Genomic DNA, 20,475 nt, shown 5'->3' on the forward strand with positions numbered 1-20,475 from the left:
TTCGTCCTGAGCCAGGATCAAACTCTCCAATAAAGGGTGTTTGACTTGCTCATTTAAAACAAACTGACGAGATTTAAAATCTCAGTTATTACTCACTCGTTGTTCAGTTTTCAAAGATCAACTTCGTTTGCTGCCGGCCATTCAAGCGCCGGAAGACTACTATATCATTTCAGCAAGCTTCGTTGCAAGAAGTAAATCCTGCCATTTCGCTGACCGCCTACCGTTCATCCGGCAGGACACTTAATATATCATACCAGCAAAGCTAACTTCAAGGCGTAAGTTTTTCCAATCCAATCTTCTTGTTTGGCACGTTTACGCCTCGCCCCGCCCCTTCCATGGCATCATCTTGCGACGACTTCCGTGGGCCGGACAATTAATATATCATTCTTTATAACCAACATGCAAGAGGTAAATCTTACCACTGTTGCCGCCTACCGCTTAACGACAGGAGACTCAGTTTAACCTATCGGCTAGGTTCAGTTCAAGTCGTAAGTTTTTCCAAGCGGCGCGACCCCAAAATACAAATAGCCCTCCGGCGAACAACGCATGAAGCTCGATATCCGACGTTTTCGTAAAACTTGCATTCTGCAAACATTCGATGATATAAATGAATCAAGAGGTGAGTTCACTATGGAGAATCCGCGTGAGTTGTTTCAAATCATGACCCGACGTTTCGGGCTGTTAAACCGGAATTGCTGTACCGTCGGCGGCTGCGACATTTCCCTGGTTCAGAGTCATATCTTATATGAGATCGACCGCCATCATAAACCGTCCATGCAGCAAATTGCCGACACCCTGGGGACCGATATTACGACGTTCAGCCGGCAAATCCAGTCGCTGATGAAGCTGAACCTGGTTGAGAAAACAACCGATCCCGACGACCGCCGCGTACAAACCTTATCGCTAACCACCGAAGGCAAGTACGTTGCCACGACCATCGATACGCAGATGAACGAATATTTGGAGGAAGTCTTATCCTTTATGAGCGATTTTGAAAAAGATACCGTCCTTCGTTCCGTCAAGCTCTTTAATGAAGCGATGGCCAAATCCAGCAAATGCTGCGCTCCGGTCTCCATTTAACCCTTCGTTAGGCGAAACCAAAAAGCCGGTCAACGCCCCCATGTTATTGTGGGATCGTTGCCGGCCTTTTCACCATCCGCCAGATATTCAAGATTTCAGCTGATTCTCCGCTTCTGCCAAAGCCGCCTGGTCTTCGGCCAAATCCTCTTTAGCCCGTTCCATCGGCTCGGTATTCATCCGTCCGTCGGCCTGGGCGATGGCGTTTTCCGCTTTTTCGATAGCGTTGCGGGCACCTTCCACCGTTTCGTCGCTAGGATGCGATTGAGCTTGGGTTACCGCGCGATGCGCTTTTTTGACCGACTGCTGCGCGAGTGAAATCGGATTTTGCGATTGCATGCTGGAAAACGGGTTTTCCATGTTCAGCCTCCTCAAGCGATGATAAGGTTAGGATGTGAAAATAAAGCTGAAATCATGCACGATACCGCATCACTCGCGCCGGAACGCCCGCTCTTCCCGCTCCCGCAGCTCGACCCGGCGGATTTTGCCCGTGTTAGTTTTCGGCAAATCGTCGATAAATTCGATTTGACGCGGATATTTGTAAGGGGCGGTCCAGGTTTTGACATGCGCTTGCAGCTCTTTGATCAAATCGGCGTTTCCCTCGATGCCTTCCTTCAACACCACGAACGCTTTGACGATATGGCCGCGCAACTCGTCCGGGCTCGCGACCGCCGCGCATTCCTTGACGGCCTCGTGTTTCATCAAGGCCTCTTCCACTTCGAACGGCCCGATCGTATAGCCGGAGCTGATAATGATATCGTCACCGCGTCCCTCGTACCAGAAGTACCCTTCCTCGTCTTTATGAGCCCGGTCTCCGGTCATAAAATAAGAGCCGCGGACATTTTTCGCTTTCCGCTCGGGATCCAAATAATAGGATTGAAATAAGGCAGGCATGTCGACATGCACCGCAATGTTCCCCACGACTCCGGCCGGCAGCAGCAAGCCTTCTTCGTCGACGATTTCCACCACGCCCGGGGAAATGGCCTTGCCCATCGAGCCAAGCCGCAGCGGGGTGTCCTTCAGGTTTCCGATCAACAGAGTGCTTTCCGTTTGCCCGTAACCATCGCGGATCGTGATGTCGAATACGCTTTGGAACTTGCGGATCACTTCCTGGTTTAACGGCTCGCCCGCGGAGACGGCACTGCGTAATCCGGACAAATCGTATCGCTCGAGCCCGTCGGTCTTGGACATGATCCGATACTCCGTCGGCGTGCAGCACAGCACCTGAATGCCGTGCTGCTGGATCAGCTCCAAATACCGCCCGGCCCGAAAAGAACCATGGTACACGAAACCGGTCACGCCATTGCCCAGAACCGACAGAAACGGGCTCCAGATCCACTTCTGCCAGCCCGGCGCCGCCGTAGCCCAAACGATATCATTCTCCCGGATATCCAGCCACGAGCGGGTGATGCGCAAATGGGCATAGCCCCAGCCGTGACTATGCATGACGCCTTTTGGATTCCCGGTCGTTCCGGAAGTGTAAGCCAACACGGCCAGATCATCGCGGTGCGTCTTGACCGCTTCAAATGTCTCTGGCTGCCCGTCCATCAGCGATTCAATCCGGGTCCAGCCTTTAGGGATGGACGACTCCGCTGCATCGGAACCTACCAGCAAGCGGTAGGCGAGCGCTGGCAGGTCATCGCCGATTTTTTCAACCTCCGCGGTCACGCCATGCCATACGACGACGGCGCGGGCTTCCGAATGCCGCAGCCGGTAAGCCAAATCCTTGGCACGCAGCATTTCCGATGACGGAATGATCGTCAGTCCCAGCTTCAAGCAAGCCAGATAGATCGCATAAGCCATAATATGCCGGGGCATCATCACCAGCACGCGATCGCCCGAACGCAAGCCCAATCCACTTAAGCCGCCGGCCAACCGATTCGCCATGGCCAGCAGCCTCCCATAAGTAATCTCTTCGTAGTCTCCCTGTTCGCTAAGCCATTTCAGCGCGAGTTTGTCGGGATCATGCCGTTCCATCTCCGAGGTTACATTGTAATATTCGGGAGCGATCCATTGCTCATAGGGTTTCACTTTATCCTATCCCCTTCGGAACTCGGATATCGAGTTCTTTTATATATAAACTATGGGACTCATTATAGCACGTAATAGTACCAGGTGCTAAATTCGGCCTAACCCAAGTGTGCCAATAAATCGACAATCGATGGCAGGGCAAAAAAACAAAAACCCGCGAAGTTGCAGGTTTTTGCTGAGCCCTTAGTCCATTGCACGGTACGCTTATTGGCTGTTCGTGTTCGCGTTCGTTTTGTTGGCGGCTTCCTTGATCCGTCCGCGCTTTAGCGCCCCTGCACGCCGCAGTTCGCGTTCCAACACGGCTTGGCGGTAGAGCTCCAGCAGTTGGCGGCTGGGTTCGTCCCACCCAAGCCCGCTCGCTTCCGCCCGGGCCGCGGCGCCCATGCGGCGCAGCCGCTCGCCGTCCTGCAGCGGCTGCGCGGCCCGCACGAGCCCGTCCGCCGCGCCGGGCTCGTACAGGAAGCCGGTCGTCCCTTCGGCGACCTGCTCCCGGGTAGGCGCGCTGGCGGCGGCGATCACGGGCAAGCCCGAGGCCATCGCCTCCAGCAGCACCAACCCCAGCGTTTCCGTGGCCGACGGAAACGCAAACACGTCGCTCGAGGCATACGCCTCCGCGAGCTCCGCCCCGTGCAGGAAGCCGGTAAACACCGTGCCCGTACCGGCGAAATAAACTTCCAGCGCAGCGCGGTGCGGGCCGTCTCCGACGACGGCCAGCCGGAACCCGCTGGAAGCGGTCAGGAGATCGCGCAGCCGCTCGATCTCCTTCTCCGCCGCCAGCCGGCCGACGTACAGCAGGAGCCGTTTCTCCGGCTCCCCGCCCGACAGCCGGAGGCGCATGGTTTCGCTGCGTCGATGCGGGCCGAACAGCTCCGGATCGACGCCCCGCTTCCACAGCCGCACGTTCCGAAACCGCCGCGCCTCAAGCTCGCCCCGCACGGCCTCCGACGTGCAGAGATTCAGATCCGCGCGGTTGTGCAGCAAACGCAGATAACTCCATAGCACCGGCTTCAGCCAGGGCAGCTTGTAGAAATCGGCGTATTGCGGAACGTGGGTATGGTAGGAAGCGACCAGCGGGTACCGCCGCCCGAACCAGACCCCGGCGGCGCCCAGCATCGCCGGATTCACCACATGCACCACATCCGGCGAAAACGCGCGCAGCAGCTTGCCTACCCTCCGGCCGGGCAGCGAAAGCGGAAGATTCGGATACAGGAAGAAGCGAAACGACGGAATCCCGTAGATTTGCGCACCCGCGTAAGCCCCGACCCCCTGATCCGGGGCGATGACGATCACCTCATGCCCCTGCTTCGTTAGCCAGCGGATACTCTGCGTCAGCCGAGTCACGACCCCGTTTGTCGACGGAAAAAACGTCTCGGTCACGATCGCGATTTTCATGGACGACCCGCCTCCTTGTTAGCCCCACTTCACGCCGGGCAGCACGTTGGTCTTCACCACGCGGTCTTTATGCTGCACGGCCGTGCGGAAGATGTCCAGCAACACCTCGTCCGTAAGCAGATTCGGCGTGAGGCCCAACTGCTGCAGCTTGGTGTTTTTGGCATGGTAATAGTGGGTCTCTTTTTCGATCCGCGGGTTTTCCAAATGGGCGATACTTACGGGATAGCCTTCCCTCTCGGCCACCCGCTTCACCTTCTCGGCCAGCTCTAGTACGGAGAATTCCTCCGTAAACTGGTTGAACACGCGGAATTCCCCGCGGTCCGCCGGGTGATTCGCCGAGATCTCGATGCACCGCACCGTATCCGTGAGGTTCAGGAATCCCCGGGTTTGCCCGCCGCTGCCGTAAACCGTCAAATCATGCCCAATCGCGGCCTGGATCAGAAAGCGGTTTAGCGCCGTCCCGAACACGCCGTCATAATCAAACCGGTTGACCAGAAGCGGATCTAGCTGCGTTTCCTCCGTGTGCAGCCCGTAAACCACGCCCTGATTCAAATCCGTCACCCGAATGCCCCAAATCCGGCACATGAACATCAGGTTATGGCTGTCATGAACCTTCGACAGGTGATAAAACGAGCCCGGCTGTTTCGGATAAGGAAGCACGTCTTTCCGGCCGTTATGTTCGATTTCGATATATCCTTCTTCAATGTCGATATTCGGAGTTCCGTATTCCCCCATCGTCCCCAGCTTGATCAAATGGCAATCGGGAGCAAACTCGCGGAGCGCGTATCCGACGTTTAACGTCCCGATGACATTGTTGGCTTGGGTGTACACCGCATGCTCGCGGTCGATCATCGAGTAAGGAGCGGAGCGCTGCTCGGCAAAATGAACGAAGGCATCCGGACGTACCTGACGCATCACCTCGCTCAAAAAGTCGTAATGGTTCAAGTCGCCGAGAAATACGCGGATTTTGCGTCCCGTCAACTCTTCCCAGCATTCCACCCGCTCTTCCAAAGAGGCGATCGGGGTCAAGGAATTGGAGCGCAGCTCGTCGTCCCATTTGCGTCTTGCCAAATTGTCGATGATGGCCACCTCATGTCCCCTTTTGGATAAATACAGCGCCGTCGGCCACCCGCAAAAACCATCGCCGCCCGCTACGATCAAGCGCATCGAAATCGACCTCCTTCATGGCGTCATGAAAATATAGGTTAAACATAACACCCGAATATTAAGGAGGCATAAACTGGTTGGAACCAATAAGGTCGTCTCGTTCCGTTAGAGCTCATAGTCTCGTATTTACAGCTAAATAACGTCTCTCAGTTCCGTTAGCGGTTAGCGGAGTGCTCTTGGTATCTTTTTCACTCCCCGCCCGTTCGTGCTACAATAAGGGTTGTTTGTACATAGGAAAAAACGAAAACGGGAGGAGTCACAACGATGGAAGCTTTCGAGGTTCTTCTTGAAAAATACGCCGAATTGGTCATCCGGGTCGGCGTCAACATCCAGCCCGGCCAAAACCTGATGCTGACCGCGCCGCTGGAAACCGTGGACTTTGCCCGGCTGCTGGTGGCCAAAGCCTACGACGCCGGAGCCAAATACGTCCACGTCGACTGGGAGGACGAGCAAACGACCCGCATCCGCTACGAGCACGCGTCGGACGAATCCTTGTCCTATTATCCGCAGTGGCTCGCCGATATGGCCGAGCAGTTCGGGGAGGAGGGCGGCGCGATCCTTCGGATCAAAGTGCCGGATCCGGAGCTGTTCCGAGGCATTCCTTCCTCCAAAGTATCCACCGCAGTCAAAGCGGCGGCCAAAGCGCGCGAGAAGCATTCCGCCCAAACGCGCAACAACCGGATCACCTGGTCGCTGATCAAAGCGCCAACGAAGGCCTGGGCCGACAAAGTGTTTGCCGATTTGCCCGAAGCGCAGCGTATCCCGGCCATGTGGGAGGCGGTATTCCAAATGAACCGCGTTGACCGCGAGGATCCGATCGCCGCCTGGCGTGAACATATCGGTCAGTTGAAGGAAAGACAGGAATATATGAATGCCAAGCGTTACAAAATGCTGCATTACCGCGCGCCGGGCACCGATCTTCAGGTGGAACTGCCTGAAGGCTATTTGTGGCTGGGCGGCGGAGATAACAATGCGGCCGGTGACTATTTCGTTGCCAATATGCCGACCGAAGAGATTTATTCGATGCCGCACCGTTACGGCGTGAACGGCACCGTAGCCAGCACGATGCCGCTCAATCTGAACGGCCAGCTCGTCGAAGGCCTGACGCTGACGTTCAAGGACGGCAAAGTGGTCAGTTATGACGCGAAATCCGGCCGGGAGCATATGGAGAACCTGCTTAGCACGGACGAAGGAGCGACACATCTAGGCGAAATCGCCCTGGTGCCGCACGACTCGCCGATATCGCGGTTGAACCGGATCTTCTACAATACCGGGATCGACGAGAACGCCTCCTGCCACTTTGCCTTGGGCAGCGCTTATCCGGTCAATATCGAAGGCGGCGCCAAGCTGAGCAAAGAAGAGTTGCTGGCTAGAGGCGCCAACGTCAGCTTGACGCATGTCGACTTCATGATCGGCTCCGCGGAGCTCGATATCGACGGCGAGCTGCCCGACGGCACGATCGAGCCGGTTTTCCGCCAAGGGAACTGGGCATAAGCAGGCCCCTCAACGCAAAAGCTCTCCTCCCCGCCAGGCGGAAAGGAGAGCTTTTTTTACGATTTCATCCCGGTATAAATATGAACCGCATCCCGCAGGAACTCGGCCGTGCCTGGCTGATCCTTGTCGTAATAAGCCGTAAAGCGCTCGTCGTCGACGTACATTTGCGCCAGCCCGGCATGGGCTTCCTTGCTGTACTCGCTCCAGTAGAACGTCAGCCATTGCTTATGCAAATCGGCGGCTTTCTGGGCGAGTTCGCCAGCGGGATCGCCCGTCTTGAAGGCCTCGGCCAACGTGGCATTCACTTCGTTCGCCAGTTGCGTCACCTTCTCGTATTCCTCTTCGGTCATGTTCATCAGCTTCCGATTGGATTTCTCTACCGTGGCTTCCCCGTATTTTTCGCGGATCTCCTGCCCGTATTTTTGCTCGTTCTCGTCGATCAGCTGACGTTTGAAGCCTTCGAATTTTTCTCGATCGCTCATCGTGATTCTCCCTTCTTGCGACGCCATCGTTTTTTCCACATTGGCGATTAATGCGTCCAATTGCTTGCGTTTGTCCAGGAGTTGATTCCGGTGTTCTCTCAGCGCACGGGTACCGTCGAATCCGGGTTCGGTCACGATGGACCGGATGTCCTCCAGACTCAGGCCAAGCTCCCGATAGAATAAGATCTGCTGCAGCAGATCGACTTCCCGCTGACCGTAGATGCGGTACCCCGACGAGCTCGTTCTTGCCGGCTTCAGAAGACCGATCTCATCATAATAACGCAGCGTCCGGGTGCTGACCCCCGCGAGGTTACCCAGTTTCTGAATGGTGTATTCCACACGCTCACCTCCTGACAACACTCATGATAAACGTTGACGTAACGTGAAGGTCAAATCTTTTTTTAAAACATTTTAAGGCCCCGCTCGGACGTGCGGCAACCCCATTTCTTAATTAAAATAAGCTCCAATCAAAGGTTCGCGACAGCCGTTCGATCAACTGAACCCCGGCGATGCTGTTGCCTTTGGGGTTAAGTGCCGGCCCGACGACGCCAATACCGTATCGTCCGGGCACCAGCGTCAAGATCCCGCCGGACACGCCGCTTTTGGCCGGCAGCCCCACGCCGATGGCAAACTCGCCCGATCCGTTGTACATCCCGCAGGTGACCATAAACGTTTTGGCAATTTGCACGTACCGCCGCGGAATCAGCGTCTTGCCCGACAGGGGATCGGTTCCGTCGAATGCCAGCACCAGCGCCATCCGAGCCAGGTCCTCGCAGCAGACTTTGATCGAGCATTGGCGGAAGTAGATGTCCAGCACTTCTTCCACGCCGCAGCCCAAGGTTCCTTTATCCAGCAAAAAATAAGCCATCGACCGGTTCAAATGCCCCGTCTCCGACTCTGAACGGTAAACTGGTTCATCGTAATCCAAACCGGGGTTTCCGGCCAACTCACGAAAAAAAGATAAAATTCGCGCCGATTTCTCCTTTGCATTCTCCCCCTTGATCTTTGAGGAAACCACGATCGCGCCGGCGTTGATCAATGGATTAAACGGAATCCCCGGCTGAGACAGCTCCAACTTCATGATCGAATTGAAATGGTCGCCGGTCGGTTCCATCCCCACTTTGGAGAATACGGCCGCTTCCCCATGATCCATGAGCGCAAGGATCAACGTAAACACCTTTGATATGCTTTGCATCGTAAAGCCTGCCTGGGCATCTCCGGAGGATATCGAGTGCCCCCGGGAATCCAGAAGATGGATTCCGAGCCTATCCTGCTCCGCCTTCGACAACTCCGGAATATACTCCGCCACTTTACCCGCAGCGCTTGTTCCCCGGTATTCCTCCACCCACTCTTGAAGGTGGAGCTTCAGTTGATCCCACTCGCTCATGACCATGGCGAACCCCCATTTGAATGATTTTACGGCTGATCGTTTAAGCGTTGCTTCGCCAAGCGGATCATTTCCTTGACCATCGAACCGCCGATCGCGCCGCCGACCTTGCCGGCTTTTGCCGTCGTCAACTCGCCGTTATCGCCTTCCCGAAGCGGCACGCCTAAGGATTGGGCCACTTCATACTTCACGTCATCCGGCCGCTCCGGATTAACATTGTATCCCTCACGCTTCATGACTTCCGCCTTGAATCGGCTCAGGCGCAGCGCCGGATCCGTCTCTTGGCGGCCGTTCCCGCCATTCCCTTTTGGTTGTACCATGGATATCCCTCGCTTTCAAGTGAGAATTATCCAATAAGATACCCGGATTACCAACCGTCAATCCGACGAATCCCGCTTCATAAATTTAGCGAAAAATGGTAATAGTAGGATCATTGATTAGGGGATGCGTAGGAGGTGGAGTCATTTTGCAAGAAAAAATCAGCGCAGGCCAACTGGCTTCGATCGTCATCTTGTTTCAAATCGGCAGCTCCTCTTTATTTCTACTGGCCAGCGAAGCCAAACATGACGCGTGGATCTCCGTTGCCATTGCGATGATCCTTGGCATGGGCATGCTGATCTTCGTCACGATGCCCATTCAAAACCGTGCCCCCCATTTGGACCTGATGGAAATGCTGAACCGTTATTTCGGCAAATACTTGGGTTTCACGTTGGGCTTGGCTTACATCGTCTATTTCATTTACAAATCGGTGCGTAATGTGAGGGAGTTCGGGGATCTGGTGATCCTGTACCTGCTTCCCGGAACCCCGCTGGACATCGTGATGATCGTTCTGTTAGTCGTTGGGGCTTATGCGATCATCCAAGGAATCGAAGTGTTCTTTCGGGTAGGACAATTAGTGCTTCCCTGGTTGCTGTTGATCTATATCGTGTTGTTCGGCCTTTTGTTCGTTTCCGGTCTTGTCGATCTCAAACGATTGCTGCCCGTATTCGAACATGGGTGGACGCCGGTATGGAACGCTGCCGTCCCTGAAGTGATTTCTTTTCCCTTCGGAGAAATGGTCGTATTTCTCATCTTCTGGAAGCATGTCGCCCAGTTTGGCGATTTCAAGAAGTTTACCCTGATTCCCTATATTTTCTCCGGCCTCTTCATCGTCCTTACCAACATGCTGATCCTCGCCGTCCTCGGCGATTTGTCGGGAGCTTATGTCATCCCGTTCATGTTCGGGACCAGCTTGATCCAAATCGGCGGATTTCTGGAACGAATGGACCCGTTTGTTAGTTTGCTGCTCTTCGGAGGTGTTTTCTTCAAACAGGCAACCTACTATTTGGCGGCGGTTCTGGCGGCTGCGCAGTTGTTCAGAACCAAACGCCATGTCGTGGTCGTTCCCGTGGGTGCCGCCATCTATGTCGGAGCCAAAATGTTTAAAAGTTACATGGAGCAAATCCAGTTTGGCTTCGAACATAATCTTAAATATCATTTTCCGATCTTTCAGATCGTTTTGCCCATCCTCCTGTTACTGGTCATGTTGGTAACCCATGCGTTCAAGCGTAAGCGGGACGACCGGGGATTGGAACCCCCACAACACGAATGAGAAGGAGAGAACGACGTGGTACAAAAGTATAGGAAGAAGCACACCTCGCCTCATCCGTTAGCCTCGCGGCTGGAAGATAATCTGGCCAGCCTGCGGGCAGCCGCCCACAAACGTTCGGATCTTGTGATCCGTTCCTTTCACGTTCCCCCCGAGAATCAAATGGAATACGTGCTTGTGTATATCGAAGGGCTTGTCGACCTAACCTCTATTAACGAGTCGCTGCTTCGCCCGCTCATGACCGTCTTATCGGCCCATGACGGGGATTCGGCGAAACGGTTCGCCGCGATTCAAAACTGCGCCTCCGCCGCGGGACCGGCCGTCATCGTCGAGGATATGGAATCGCTGTGGCAGCAAATCATGCAGGGGGATACCGTCATTCTCGCGGAGGGGTATCCGCAAGCCGTCGCGTCCGGCACGTCCGGCGGCGAACGGAGAAGCATCGCGGAGCCAACGACGCAAAATGTGATTCGCGGTCCCAAGGAGGCATTTACGGAAAGCCTGCGCACCAATACGTCTATGATCAGCCGCAGGCTCAAATCGCCAAACCTCCGCATCCAGAACAAAATCATCGGAGAGCAAACCCAAACCAACGTTTCCATCCTGTATCTGGAAGGGATCGCGGACGCTTCCGTTGTCCGTGAAATCCAGGAGCGCCTTGAACGGATCCAAACTGACGGGATCCTGGAGGGGGGATACATCGAGGAATTGATCGAAGATGCCAAGTTAAGCCCGTTCCCTACGATTTTCAACACGGAACGTCCCGATGTTGTGACGGCCGGCTTGTTGGAGGGACAAATCGCGATCGTTGTCGACGGTTCTCCGTTCGTGCTGCTTGCCCCCGTCACCTTCTTTACCTTTTTCGAGTCCAGCGAGGATTATTATCAGCGGTTTTATATCGCTTCGTTCCTGCGTTTGCTCCGCTTCGGCGCTTTTTTTGTCTCCTTGCTGCTGCCCTCATTATATATCGCTGTTACAACCTATCATCCGGAGATGCTCCCCACGACCCTGTTGGTTAGCTTGGTCGCCCAGCGGGAAGGCGTTCCCCTTCCGGCCTTGATCGAAGCCTTCTTAATGGAAATGACGTTCGAAGTGCTAAGGGAAGCCGGCGTTCGCATGCCGAAAGCCATCGGCCCGGCGATATCGATCGTGGGGGCGCTCGTACTGGGTCAGGCGGCCGTGGAAGCCGGCTTGATCTCCGCCGCCATGGTCATCATCGTGTCTTTTACGGCGATTTCGAATTTTGTGATCCCGTCTACGAACCTGTCGGTCACGGTGGGACTTATCCGTTTCTCGCTGATGTTGCTGGGAGGAACCTTGGGACTGTACGGCGTCATGGTCGGATTGATGCTGCTATGCATACATCTTGCCTCCCTGCGCTCGTTTGGCGTACCGTACCTCATGCCGGTCGCTCCCTTGATTTGGTCGAATCTGAAGGACGTATTCATTCGTTTTCCTTTATGGAGCATGCGTACCCGTCCCGACGGAATTGCCGGTAAAAACCGGATACGGCAAAAGAAATTCCTCAAACCCCAACCCTCCCGGCCGAATCCGGAAAAGGAGTGAAATCATGGTTTTCCCGCCCAAATGGATGAAGATCTTATTCGCGTGTTTCGTTTGTCTCTCCCTTTGCGGGTGCTGGAGCCGGAAGGAACTGACGGATTTAGCGATCGTGTCGGCGACCGGCGTCGATCGGAAAGATAACCAATGGGAGCTAACCTACCAGCTCGTCACTCCGGCAGCCTCCGCTTCAAGCGCGTCAGGGGGCAATGCGAGCTCCGGTCCGCCGATCAGCGTGCTTTCGATACAGGGAGACACATTGCGGAAGGCACTGGCTAACAATGAACTGGAGAACACGCGCCAACTGCATATCGGGAACAACCGCGTATTCGTGATCGGCGATGCAGCCGCTAAATATGGGTTAAATTCGCTGATTGACACCTACTTGCGGAATCCTCAAGCAAGGGAAACCGTAAACCTGTTCGTTACCAAGCATAACCCCCGGATCGTCGTGTCCCAATTGATGTATCTCGAAAAAAACACCGGCGAGGGCATTCACAAATTAATTGAAAAAGAAACCAAAAACACCTCTATCCTGCCGAGAGTCAATATGTACGATTTGGCCTCCGAATCGGCGGGTGCGTCCAAATGCGCCGTCATCCCGGAACTGCTGGTCTCCGGTAAAGGCGAGCCGGGTTCGACCAAGGCGCTCGAAAACACGACGACGGCTTCCAAATTGAAGCTGGGCGGGTTGGCCATTCTGAAAAAAGGAAGGCTGGTCGGATGGCTTAACCAGAACCAAGCTTTGGGTATCGCTTTTATCCGCAATCACGTGAACAAGGCCGTCATTTCCTTTGAATTTGACGGTGGCAAGGAAGGGAATAAGGCGAAGTCGACGTTTGAAGTTTCCGATTCCACCACCCGGCTAAAGATGAACCGTAAGGAAGGGCGGATTTTCGTGACCGCGAACATCAAAGTCAAAGGCACGATCACGGATACCAATTCCCAATTCGATGCGATTGATCCCAAGGTGCTGCGGGAGATGGAACAGAATATCCATGACGAATTGCTGCGCATTGTTCGGGAGGGGTGGCATGCCGTACATGGCATGGGGACGGACGTATTGGGGTTCGCCGACCTGTTTCACCGCAAATATCCACGGGAATGGCAAAAAGCCAAAGAAGACTGGTCCGTTGAATTTGCCAAAATCGAATTCGAACCATCCATCGAGGTAACGATTGAACGCGTGGGATTAATCAACCAATCGTATCAGAAGCTTCTGGAGGAATAAAGTGAGTTTGGCAAAAGGTTGATAAATGTCATAGTCCAACGGGCTGATAAAAAATATAATTTGTACCGATAAATATATTTTATGAACTGTTTTCCTATACTCCGACGAAAAGAAGGCTCAGACATGAATTTGGACCAGTACCGCCCGATGATCGAAAAACCGCTTCGAGCATCGCTAAAACCCGCGCAGGAGGTTGGCGTCATCCTGCTTTCGGCCTTGCTTGTAGCCGCAGGGCTCGACTTGTTCCTGATCCCGCATAGATTGCTGTCCGGCGGCGTAACAGGCGTCGCTTCGATCATCACTTATTTGACCGGATGGAACATTTCGATCGTCTACTTTCTGTTAAACGTTCCGTTGATTCTATGGGGATGGAAAGCCGTAGGCCGGCGTTATATCGTGCTCAGCTGCATCTCCGTCGTCAGCACCACCTGGTTTATCTCGATCATCCCGGAGGTACAGGTTACGCATGATCCGATTCTTGCGGCGGTGTTCGGCGGGATCATCTCGGCGGCGGGTATCGGATTTTCGCTTCGCGTTGGCGGCTCGACCGGCGGGTTTGATATTCTCGGGTCCATCGTAACGCGAAAAAGGGACGTCCCCATGGGGAACATCCTCTTTCTGCTTAACGGGCTCGTTATTTTGGCCCTTGGCTTTTTTCAAAGCTGGGATCTGGCCCTGTATTCCATGTTATCTACCTTCGTGAAAGGCAAGGTCGTGGATATGATCCACGTCGGGCATATCAAGGTGACCTGCTTTATCATTACGAAGCGCAAGGATGAGGTGCTCTGCCAGTTGCGCAAGCTGCATCACGGTATCACTTGCCTTCATTCCGAAGGCGGTTACCGCGAAGAGCAGAACTATACGCTGATGACCGTAACGACCCGGTACGAGCTGGCAGCCGTTCGAAAAGCCGTGGTCGATACCGATCCGCACGCTTTCATGAATGTGGTCCAATCCATCGAAATCCTCGGAAGGTTTGCCAGACCGGTCAAATAGACTTTTTTACTCTAGTTCATAGATTTTATAAAGCTCGTCAAGCAGCAGATTGGCTGCTTTAATGCCGCCGGCCGTGTTCCAGATCGCATCGTCGACTTTGTAGGTCTTGCCGTTCTTGACGACGTTCAAATTTTTCCACAGCGGGTCGTTTGTCCAGTCCAGTTCGGTTTGATTCGCTTTGCCGTCGCCCGTCTCATAGGTAAAGTAGAACAACCGGTCGGCATCCACTTCCGGCAGCCGTTCCTTGGTAATCTCATCGACGAACGTATCCTTGGCGTTAAGCGTCATCTGATTTCGGGCCAGGCCCAACTGTTCAAAAATAATGCCGGAGAACGTGTTCGTATGGTAGACGCGCGTTTTCCCGTCCATGAACCGGACGACCGATACGGTTTCTTTCACCTTATCGCCGGCTTTGGCTTTGAAGTCCGCAATCCGCGTTTCGAAAGCGCTCAGCAGCTCGTTGCCTTTGTCGGTTTGTCCCACCGCTTCCGCGTAGAGCTTGAAGTTGTTCATCCAATTCCCTCGCAGATCCTCGGACATCACCGTCGGAGCGATCGCCTTCAATTGCTCGTACACCTTCTCCTGGCGCATTTTGTTGCCGATGATGAGGTCGGGCTGCAGTCCGGCGATCAGCTCCAGGTTCGGTTGGCTTTCTTCGCCTACGACCGTAACTCCTTCCATCTCGTCTTTAATATGCGGATACCAGGGATCCCCTGTCCAGGAACGAACCGCTCCAACTGGCTTGATGCCCAAAGCCAACAGCGCTTCCGTTCCCTCATTGGTCAAAACGACGACTTTTTGCGGCGTCCCGACGATCTCGGTCTCTCCCATCGCATGCTTCACGATACGTTTACCTTCGGCGGACGCGCTATTATTTCCCGCCTGGTTCTCTGACGCCGCGCTGCCGTTCGTTTCGGCATTGCTGGACGCTCCTTGATTTCCGCTATTCCCGCAGCCCGTGACAACCAGCACAAGCGCTAGCACAACGAAGGCCCACCCTATGGAGCGGTTACGAGTTGGATTCATGATTCTATTTCCCCCTTAAAATGAGTCTGCGTGCTCAGATTGATAATGATTATCATCTTCACGAATATAGGGCATGACCCTTCCGCTTGTCAATACGCTAAGAGAATGATTCTCATACTCATTGACAGTGTCTTCCCCATCTTCTAAGATTTAATGGACATGATCTATTCGATTTGGAAAGTGGGAAACTACCTCATGAAAGGACTCGGCTTGTTGGTTTGCGCTTTGGCGTTGGCCGCAGCGCTCGTATGCAGTATCAGCTTTGGCGTGACGGACATCCCCTTCCCTGCGGTCTGGGAATCCTTTGTCCGTCCGAACGGCAACAACGAGCATCTGCTTATTCAAACGGCCCGCGTGCCTCGCGCTTTCATCGCTGCCGCCGTCGGGGCCTGCCTCACCGTTGCGGGGGCGCTGATGCAGGTGATCACCCGGAATCCGATCGCTTCGCCCAGCACGCTGGGCGTCAATTCCGGAGCAGCTTTCTTCATCATCCTGGCGTCCGGATGGCTGGGTCTGTCGGGCATGCAGGCTTTGACCTGGGTTGCGCTGGTCGGAGCCGCCCTGAGCGGTGCGGTGGTCTTCACCCTTGGAAGCCTCGGACGGGACGGCATGACGCCGCTGAAGATTACGCTGGCCGGCGCGTCGATGGCTGCTTTCTTCTATTCCTTGACTCAAGGTCTGATGCTCTCCGACGGCAAAATGTTCGACCAGGTGCTCGTCTGGCTGGTTGGTTCCGTGGCGGGAAGGGAAACGGATCAACTCCTGAATGTGCTGCCCTATATGGGGATCGGGATGGTTATCGCCCTCCTGTTGGCCGTCCAACTCAACGTACTGGCGATGGGGGATACCGTGGCGCAAGGTCTCGGCCAACGTACAGGCCTGATCAAGACGCTCTCCGCAGCCGCCGTCATTCTGTTAGCCGGGAGCTCCGTGGCCGTGGCCGGACCGATCGCGTTCGTCGGCATCATCATCCCGCATATCGTCCGCCATTTCGTCGGAACGGATCACCGCTGGATTTTGCCATATTGCGCCTTGACCGGGGCCTTGCTGCTCGTATCGGCCGACATCGGCTCCAGGTACATCGCCATGCCGAAGGAAATCCCGGTCGGCGTCATGACCGCGATATTGGGCGTCCCGTTCTTCGTTTACATCGCCAGGAAAGGGGTGAAGAACTGATGGCCAAATCCGGTAAAATTACGGTGTTACCCGTCCAATCACTCGTGCAGGCGAAGAGGAAAAGAACCTTGTGGATATGCCTGCTCCTGTCCGTTCTATGTCTGGGAATGATGGTCATCAGCGTAGGGATCAGCAGCCACTACCTCCCTCCCCTGACCGTTTTAAAATCCATATTCGGCATGGCCGAACCCGGGGATCAGGTCATCGTAGTCAACCTCCGCCTGCCGCGTATCCTGATTGCCGTGCTGGTCGGGGCTTCCTTGGCCGTGGCCGGGGCTATTTTACAGGGCGTCATCCGCAATCCGCTGGCTTCGCCCGATGTTGCGGGAATCACCGAAGGTGCCTCGCTGGGCGCCATTCTGTTTATATACCTGTTCCAGGGTACGATCTCGATCCACTGGATGCCCCTCGCGTCGATTCTCGGCGCGTTCCTCGTCACGGCGTTGCTGTACGTCTTGGCCTGGAAAAAGGGCGCGTCCCCGCTGCGGATCATCCTCATCGGGATCGGCGTATCTGCTGCCATTAAGTCGCTGTCGTTTATGCTGATCATCTCCGGACCGATGCAGCAGGCCAACCAGTCGCTCACGTTTATGACCGGCAGCATCTATGGCGTCTCCTGGGAGAACGACGTGCTGACGCTGCTGCCTTGGACGGTCGTTTTGCTAATCCTGACCTGGTTGCAAGCGCGCCAAGTCAACATCCAGGCCTTGGGAGACGATATCGCCACCAGCGTAGGCTCCCGCGTACAGCTGCAGCGCTTGCTGCTGATCGTGCTCAGCGTATCGCTCGCCGGCGCTGCGGTGGCGATCGGCGGCGCCATCGCTTTTATCGGGCTGATGGCGCCGCATATGGCCCGCCGACTGACCGGCCCGTCCTTTTCCGGCGTGCTCCCGGTCAGCGCGCTGCTGGGCGCATTGATCCTGCTTGTCGCGGATCTGGTTGCCCGCACGGCTTTTTTGCCCCGGGACGTACCTGCCGGCGTTTTGACGGCCGCGATCGGAGCACCGTTCTTCATGGTGCTGCTGTACCGGAACCGAAATCGGTTTTAAACTTTAGTTCAAAATAGCGATTATCGCCTGCAGTTTTACATCTGGTACACGTAAATAGCCCATTTCTGCGAAAATGAAATGCACTTTTGCATTTGAATCGCCTAACGAACGAAAGCCGGCGCCCCATCAGGGACGCCGGCTTTATTAAATTTAGGCAAGTTACGACCCTGCCCCCCTGTACCGCTTGACGCCATAGTTCCAAGCGGTTAATCCGATCGCCAGGAATACGACGCCGACCAGCGGGGTCAGCCAAGCCATTTGCCGCATCTCCTCGCGCTCCAGGAAGAGCGAAGCCGGATAGACGCCAACGAAAGCAAACGGCAAAATCCACGTCAACAGCACTTGAATCGCCCGGTTGTAAATCGTCACCGGGTAACGCCCGTACCCCTGCACGTTGTACATGAGCGGCAAGATGCCGGTCGGCGCGTCCGAGTAAAACGACAAGGAGGTCAACGTCGTATAGATTCCCGTGTAAATCGCTACAGCACTAAGCGTAAACAGCAATAACGCAGGAATCGTCCACCACTCGAAGCTGAGCCCCAACTGTTCCCCGCTGATCGCCATGATGATGCCCCCGATGATCGAGCCGACCAGCGCCGGCGGATCAACGTTTTCCAGAAAGATCTGGAACAGGTTATAAGCCGGCCGGGTCATGATCCGGTCCATTTCGCCTTTGACGATATACCGTTCGCTGAAGTTCCACAGGTTGATGAAACAACTGAATATGCCAAACGGAACCATAAAGAAGCCGTAAACAAATACTACTTCGCTTTCGCTCCAGCCGCCAAGGCTGTTGGTGTGCATGAAGATCACAAAGATAAAAATCAGGTTCGTAGCTTGAAACAACAGGTCCGAAATCACCTCCACCCAAAAATCGGCGCGGTAGGTCATGCGGGTTTTCATATAATTTTTCAAATATTCGCCCATGAGGCCCAAGTAGTACATGCTTCCCTTAACCCCCTTGCACGAACAGGCGTTTCCGCGAAGCGCGGTACAACCCAATCATCGGAATGAGCAGGATGACGAACCAGACGACCTGAATGCCGAGCACGCTCCAGATCGAAGCGCCTTGAATCCGGCCGGTAAAGACCGAACCCGGCAAATACGTGATCGCTTGGAACGGAAGGAACGACATGATGCCGCCCAGCCAGGACGGAAACAGGCTGATTGGGATGATCAAGCCCGAGAACAAATCGACGACAACGCGCTTCATGCGCATAAAGCCTTCGTTATTTTCCACGAAAAAGGACATCAGTCCCGTGATCACGTTCAATTGCGAGTTGATCAGAAAACTGAAGAACAACATCACAAGGAACCCTGCCCAAGCGCTCGCCTCGGTCGGCAGCTTGACCGGAAAGAGCAGCATGGCAATCGCCATGCCCGGAACCATCAGCATCATGAAGCGGAACATGCCTTCGCCGAAGCCTTGCATCATTTTGACAATGAGATAGTTATAAGGGCGGATGAATTGAATCGCGATGCTTCCGTCGCGAATGTCCGTGGAGATCTCCCGGTCCAGGTTGTTGAAATAAAACGCCCGGGCCATCCAGGAAACGGCCAGGTAAGTCGTCATCTGCGAGGCGGTAAAGCCGCCCAGCTCGCCGCCGCTGCCGTAGATCGCTTTCCACGTAAAATAGTAAACCCCGATATTGAGTGAATAAATCAAGATGCCCGAATAATAGTTCACCCGATACGCCAGCATCGTCAAAAATCGGATGCGGATAAAATCGAGGTACGCCCCCCACTGGTTAGACATGGATGACTGCACCTTCCTTGCTCTCCGCATCCGAATCCGCCGGTTTGTCCGCCGAACCGGATTGGTAGATGCTGCGGACGATTTCGTCGGTATTGGTTTCGATGATTTTGATGTCGGTAATGTCCGCTTGACCGACTACCTGCCCCAGCACCTCGGAGACGCCGATGTCCCGCGGGATCCAGACCTTGGCGTTCAGGTCGTTTTCCGCCGTCCAGATGACGGGCAGCGTTCCCGTCCAGCCCCGCAGTTGCTCGAGCTTGGTGGCAGTTCCGAACTGGAACAGCACCTCCTTGCCCGTCCCCCAGCGGTCCTTCAGCTCTTCCAGGCCGCCGTCGTAAATGATCCGGCCGTCGTCAAGCATGATCACCCGGGAGCAAAGCGCTTCGATGTCCTGCAGGTCATGCGTCGTCAACAGGATCGTCGTGCCGTATTCACGGTTCATATCCTTGAGAAAATCGCGAATTTCCGATTTGACCACGATGTCCAGACCAATCGTCGGCTCGTCCAGAAAGACGATCGACGGATTGTGCAGCAGCGCGGCTACCAGTTCGCAGCGCATCCGTTGGCCCAGGCTCAGCTTACGTACCGGACGGTTCAGCAGCTCCTGCAGTTGAAGGCGTTCTACCAGTTCATCGAGCCGTTTCTTGTATTCGGCCTGCGGCACCCGGTAGACCTTGCGCAGCAGCTCGAACGACTCGATCACGCCGATGTCCCACCAGAGCTGGCTGCGCTGACCGAAGACGACGCCGATGTGCTGCACGAACTTCTCGCGTTCGGCGTACGGCACGAAGCCGCCGACCTTCAAATGGCCCGACGTCGGCACGAGTATGCCGGTGAGCATTTTGATCGTCGTCGATTTGCCGGCCCCGTTCTCCCCGATATATCCGCAGATCTCCCCCTCCGGAATCTGAAACGAAATATCTTTCACGGCGGCCACTTCATTGTATTCCCGCTTGAATAAATCAAGAAAGGCCCCCTTGAGGCCTTCGCGGTTTTTCTGCACCTTAAATGTCTTGCGCAAATCGCGCACTTCAATGGCAGCCATGGTATCCCTCACTTTGAA

The 20,475-nt window shown here is 54.9% G+C and carries 19 protein-coding genes; 8 read left to right on the top strand and 11 right to left on the bottom strand.

The annotated features are described in order from the left end of the window. Nucleotides 1–630 precede the first annotated feature (630 nt). On the top strand, nt 631–1,080 hold the full coding sequence (locus MJ257_RS15225) for a MarR family winged helix-turn-helix transcriptional regulator (RefSeq protein WP_240270042.1): 450 nt from the start codon (nt 631–633) through the stop codon (nt 1,078–1,080). An 87-nt stretch (nt 1,081–1,167) separates the two neighbouring features. On the opposite strand, the gene MJ257_RS15230 is transcribed toward MJ257_RS15225, so the two are convergent. The 4 genes from MJ257_RS15230 to MJ257_RS15245 form a co-directional block, all read right to left on the bottom strand. Next, nucleotides 1,168–1,437 (bottom strand): hypothetical protein, encoded by a 270-nt coding sequence (locus MJ257_RS15230; RefSeq protein WP_240270043.1) that lies wholly within the window; start codon nt 1,435–1,437, stop codon nt 1,168–1,170. A 69-nt stretch (nt 1,438–1,506) separates the two neighbouring features. Then, a complete protein-coding gene (locus MJ257_RS15235) occupies nt 1,507–3,054 on the bottom strand; it encodes an acetate--CoA ligase (protein ID WP_275693845.1) in 1,548 nt (515 codons plus the stop codon). Between the two features lie 258 nt (nt 3,055–3,312). Further along, a complete protein-coding gene (locus MJ257_RS15240) occupies nt 3,313–4,500 on the bottom strand; it encodes a glycosyltransferase family 4 protein (RefSeq protein ID WP_240270045.1) in 1,188 nt (395 codons plus the stop codon). Between the two features lie 18 nt (nt 4,501–4,518). Continuing rightward, nucleotides 4,519–5,667, bottom strand: coding sequence for an NAD-dependent epimerase/dehydratase family protein (locus MJ257_RS15245; protein ID WP_240270046.1), 1,149 nt, complete (start codon nt 5,665–5,667; stop codon nt 4,519–4,521). A gap of 264 nt (nt 5,668–5,931) precedes the next feature. Between MJ257_RS15245 and MJ257_RS15250 the strand changes: the two genes are divergently transcribed. Continuing rightward, nucleotides 5,932–7,161 carry an aminopeptidase gene (locus MJ257_RS15250; protein ID WP_240270047.1) on the top strand — a complete coding sequence of 410 codons (1,230 nt, stop codon included), beginning with the start codon at nt 5,932–5,934 and terminating at the stop codon, nt 7,159–7,161. Between the two features lie 56 nt (nt 7,162–7,217). Here the strand turns inward: MJ257_RS15250 and MJ257_RS15255 are convergent, their stop codons facing one another. From MJ257_RS15255 to MJ257_RS15265, 3 genes are all read right to left on the bottom strand, one after another. Beyond that, a complete protein-coding gene (locus MJ257_RS15255) occupies nt 7,218–7,982 on the bottom strand; it encodes a MerR family transcriptional regulator (RefSeq protein WP_240270048.1) in 765 nt (254 codons plus the stop codon). 112 nt (nt 7,983–8,094) lie between these two features. After that, complete coding sequence (gene glsA, locus MJ257_RS15260; RefSeq protein WP_240270049.1) at nt 8,095–9,036, bottom strand: glutaminase A; 942 nt, start codon at nt 9,034–9,036, stop codon at nt 8,095–8,097. Nucleotides 9,037–9,059: 23 nt separating this feature from the next. Beyond that, on the bottom strand, nt 9,060–9,350 hold the full coding sequence (locus MJ257_RS15265; protein ID WP_240270050.1) for an alpha/beta-type small acid-soluble spore protein: 291 nt from the start codon (nt 9,348–9,350) through the stop codon (nt 9,060–9,062). 146 nt (nt 9,351–9,496) lie between these two features. Between MJ257_RS15265 and MJ257_RS15270 the strand changes: the two genes are divergently transcribed. From MJ257_RS15270 to MJ257_RS15285, 4 genes are all read left to right on the top strand, one after another. Continuing rightward, nucleotides 9,497–10,621: a GerAB/ArcD/ProY family transporter gene (locus MJ257_RS15270; protein ID WP_240270051.1), complete on the top strand. Its 1,125-nt coding sequence runs from the start codon at nt 9,497–9,499 to the stop codon at nt 10,619–10,621. Nucleotides 10,622–10,636: 15 nt separating this feature from the next. Continuing rightward, the gene (locus MJ257_RS15275; protein ID WP_240270052.1) at nt 10,637–12,184 is read left to right on the top strand and encodes a spore germination protein; all 1,548 of its coding nucleotides are present in this window, start codon (nt 10,637–10,639) and stop codon (nt 12,182–12,184) included. Nucleotides 12,185–12,209: 25 nt separating this feature from the next. Beyond that, nucleotides 12,210–13,409 carry a Ger(x)C family spore germination protein gene (locus MJ257_RS15280; RefSeq protein ID WP_240270053.1) on the top strand — a complete coding sequence of 400 codons (1,200 nt, stop codon included), beginning with the start codon at nt 12,210–12,212 and terminating at the stop codon, nt 13,407–13,409. Nucleotides 13,410–13,532: 123 nt separating this feature from the next. Beyond that, complete coding sequence (locus tag MJ257_RS15285; RefSeq protein ID WP_240270054.1) at nt 13,533–14,405, top strand: YitT family protein; 873 nt, start codon at nt 13,533–13,535, stop codon at nt 14,403–14,405. A 6-nt stretch (nt 14,406–14,411) separates the two neighbouring features. On the opposite strand, the gene MJ257_RS15290 is transcribed toward MJ257_RS15285, so the two are convergent. Continuing rightward, nucleotides 14,412–15,431 (bottom strand): ABC transporter substrate-binding protein, encoded by a 1,020-nt coding sequence (locus MJ257_RS15290; protein WP_240270055.1) that lies wholly within the window; start codon nt 15,429–15,431, stop codon nt 14,412–14,414. Nucleotides 15,432–15,626: 195 nt separating this feature from the next. Between MJ257_RS15290 and MJ257_RS15295 the strand changes: the two genes are divergently transcribed. Together MJ257_RS15295 and MJ257_RS15300 are read left to right on the top strand one after the other, a co-directional pair. Next, nucleotides 15,627–16,607 carry a FecCD family ABC transporter permease gene (locus MJ257_RS15295; RefSeq protein WP_240270056.1) on the top strand — a complete coding sequence of 327 codons (981 nt, stop codon included), beginning with the start codon at nt 15,627–15,629 and terminating at the stop codon, nt 16,605–16,607. After that, nucleotides 16,607–17,656 (top strand): FecCD family ABC transporter permease, encoded by a 1,050-nt coding sequence (locus MJ257_RS15300; RefSeq protein WP_240270057.1) that lies wholly within the window; start codon nt 16,607–16,609, stop codon nt 17,654–17,656. Before MJ257_RS15295 ends, MJ257_RS15300 begins: the two co-directional genes overlap by 1 nt. 159 nt (nt 17,657–17,815) lie before the next feature. On the opposite strand, the gene MJ257_RS15305 is transcribed toward MJ257_RS15300, so the two are convergent. From MJ257_RS15305 to MJ257_RS15315, 3 genes are read right to left on the bottom strand one after another with little or no spacing between them, the layout of a single operon-like run. Then, nucleotides 17,816–18,601, bottom strand: a complete 786-nt coding sequence (locus MJ257_RS15305; protein WP_240270058.1) for an ABC transporter permease — start codon at nt 18,599–18,601, stop codon at nt 17,816–17,818. 7 nt (nt 18,602–18,608) lie between these two features. Further along, nucleotides 18,609–19,412, bottom strand: a complete 804-nt coding sequence (locus tag MJ257_RS15310; protein WP_240270059.1) for an ABC transporter permease — start codon at nt 19,410–19,412, stop codon at nt 18,609–18,611. Further along, nucleotides 19,405–20,457, bottom strand: a complete 1,053-nt coding sequence (locus MJ257_RS15315) for an ABC transporter ATP-binding protein (RefSeq protein ID WP_240270060.1) — start codon at nt 20,455–20,457, stop codon at nt 19,405–19,407. The genes MJ257_RS15310 and MJ257_RS15315 overlap by 8 nt, the downstream gene beginning before the upstream one ends. Nucleotides 20,458–20,475 lie beyond the last annotated feature (18 nt).

It is taken from the genome of Paenibacillus timonensis, assembly GCF_022427145.1.
Classification (GTDB): domain Bacteria; phylum Bacillota; class Bacilli; order Paenibacillales; family Paenibacillaceae; genus Fontibacillus; species Fontibacillus timonensis.

Excerpts from the sequence above, each read along its gene's own strand:
- MJ257_RS15225 (WP_240270042.1), top strand. The coding sequence starts at position 631 with ATGGAGAATCCGCGTGAGTTGTTTCAAATCATGACCCGACGTTTCGGG.
- MJ257_RS15230 (WP_240270043.1), bottom strand. The coding sequence starts at position 1,437 with ATGGAAAACCCGTTTTCCAGCATGCAATCGCAAAATCCGATTTCACTC.
- MJ257_RS15235 (WP_275693845.1), bottom strand. The coding sequence starts at position 3,054 with ATGGAACGGCATGATCCCGACAAACTCGCGCTGAAATGGCTTAGCGAA.
- MJ257_RS15240 (WP_240270045.1), bottom strand. The coding sequence starts at position 4,500 with ATGAAAATCGCGATCGTGACCGAGACGTTTTTTCCGTCGACAAACGGG.
- MJ257_RS15245 (WP_240270046.1), bottom strand. The coding sequence starts at position 5,667 with ATGCGCTTGATCGTAGCGGGCGGCGATGGTTTTTGCGGGTGGCCGACG.
- MJ257_RS15250 (WP_240270047.1), top strand. The coding sequence starts at position 5,932 with ATGGAAGCTTTCGAGGTTCTTCTTGAAAAATACGCCGAATTGGTCATC.
- glsA (WP_240270049.1), bottom strand. The coding sequence starts at position 9,036 with ATGGTCATGAGCGAGTGGGATCAACTGAAGCTCCACCTTCAAGAGTGG.
- MJ257_RS15265 (WP_240270050.1), bottom strand. The coding sequence starts at position 9,350 with ATGGTACAACCAAAAGGGAATGGCGGGAACGGCCGCCAAGAGACGGAT.
- MJ257_RS15280 (WP_240270053.1), top strand. The coding sequence starts at position 12,210 with ATGAAGATCTTATTCGCGTGTTTCGTTTGTCTCTCCCTTTGCGGGTGC.
- MJ257_RS15285 (WP_240270054.1), top strand. The coding sequence starts at position 13,533 with ATGAATTTGGACCAGTACCGCCCGATGATCGAAAAACCGCTTCGAGCA.
- MJ257_RS15290 (WP_240270055.1), bottom strand. The coding sequence starts at position 15,431 with ATGAATCCAACTCGTAACCGCTCCATAGGGTGGGCCTTCGTTGTGCTA.
- MJ257_RS15295 (WP_240270056.1), top strand. The coding sequence starts at position 15,627 with ATGAAAGGACTCGGCTTGTTGGTTTGCGCTTTGGCGTTGGCCGCAGCG.
- MJ257_RS15300 (WP_240270057.1), top strand. The coding sequence starts at position 16,607 with ATGGCCAAATCCGGTAAAATTACGGTGTTACCCGTCCAATCACTCGTG.
- MJ257_RS15305 (WP_240270058.1), bottom strand. The coding sequence starts at position 18,601 with ATGTACTACTTGGGCCTCATGGGCGAATATTTGAAAAATTATATGAAA.
- MJ257_RS15310 (WP_240270059.1), bottom strand. The coding sequence starts at position 19,412 with ATGTCTAACCAGTGGGGGGCGTACCTCGATTTTATCCGCATCCGATTT.
- MJ257_RS15315 (WP_240270060.1), bottom strand. The coding sequence starts at position 20,457 with ATGGCTGCCATTGAAGTGCGCGATTTGCGCAAGACATTTAAGGTGCAG.